General features: G+C 69.1%; 1 protein-coding gene. It reads right to left on the minus strand.

Annotated features, from left to right (window positions below; translation table 11 throughout):
* A partial coding sequence (locus ACFWJ4_RS41615) for an amino acid adenylation domain-containing protein (protein ID WP_380554693.1) occupies positions 1 to 1,353 on the minus strand: 1,353 nt, incomplete at both ends.

Genomic DNA, 1,353 nt, shown 5'->3' on the forward strand with positions numbered 1-1,353 from the left:
GGTGTCGGGTGCGGGCAGGGCCTTGCGGTCCACTTTGTTGTTGGTGGTCAGTGGGAGTTGGTCGAGGAGGACGAAGGCGCTGGGGACCATGTAGTCGGGCAGGCTGCGCGCGCACCATGCGCGCAGCTCGGGCGTGTCGGGGCCGCGTTCGGCGTTCCGGCCGGTCGTGCAGTAGGCGACGAGTCGTTTGGTTCCTGGGGTGTCCTCGCGTGCAAGTACGACGCAGGACGTGATGTCGGGGTGTTTCAGGAGCGTCGACTCGATTTCGCCGAGTTCGATGCGGTGGCCGCGGATCTTGACCTGGTGGTCGATGCGGCCGAGGTATTCGATGGTGCCGTCGGGCAGTCGGCGGACGAGGTCGCCGGTGCGGTAGACGCGGGCGTCCGGATCCGTTCGGTAGGGGTGTGGGATGAAGCGTTCGGTGGTGAGTTCGGGGCGGTTGAGGTAGCCGCGGGCGAGGCCGGCTCCGCCGATCCAGAGTTCGCCGGGTACGCCGACGGGGGTGGGCCGGGCGGACTTGTTCATCACGAACAGTTCGGTGTTGGCGATGGGGTGGCCGATGGTGACGGTGTGCGCTTCGGGTTCGACGTCGGCGGCCAGGGACCAGATGGTGGTCTCTGTGGGTCCGTAGAGGTTGGTGACGCGGCCTGCCCGGCGGGTGAGGCGGTGGGCGAGGTCGGGGGGCAGGGCTTCGCCGCCGGTGAGTATGTGCAGGTGGGGGGCCTGGTCGGGCAGTACGTCGACGAGTGTCTGCCAGACGGAGGGGGTGGCCTGCATGACGGTGATGCCGTGTCGGGTCAGGAGGGTGGCGAGGGCGTGCGGGTCGCGGGTCTGTTCCCTGCTGGCGAGCACTACTTGGGCCCCGGTGACCAGGGGCAGGTACAGCTCCAGGTTGGAGATGTCGAACGTGATGGTGGTGACGGAGAGCAGTCGGTCGTCGGAGGTGAAGGTCAGTCGGTCGCGCAGGGCGAGGAGGAGGTTGGTGAGTGCGCTGCGGGGGATCTCGACGCCCTTGGGTGTGCCGGTGGATCCCGAGGTGTGGATGACGTAGGCGAGATCGTTGCCGGTGGCCTCGGTGGGCAGGTCGGTGTCGTTCTCCCGTGCCACCGCTGCCGCGTCGGCGGTGCCGTCGATGCTCACCAGGGTGGCGCCGGTGTCGGGCAGGTGTTCGCGCAGGCTCTCCTGGGTGACGACGACGGGTGCGGCGGTGTCGTGGAGCAGGAAGGTGAGGCGGTCGAGCGGGTATTCGGGGTCCAGGGGCACGTAGGCGCCGCCGGCCTTGAGGACCGCGAGCAGGGCGACGACCAGGTCGGGTCCGCGTTCGAGGCATACCGCGACCAGCGTGGCGGGGCC

Origin of the sequence: Kitasatospora sp. NPDC127067, from assembly GCF_042724755.1 — a bacterium.
Lineage (GTDB): Bacteria > Actinomycetota > Actinomycetes > Streptomycetales > Streptomycetaceae > Kitasatospora > Kitasatospora lactacystinica.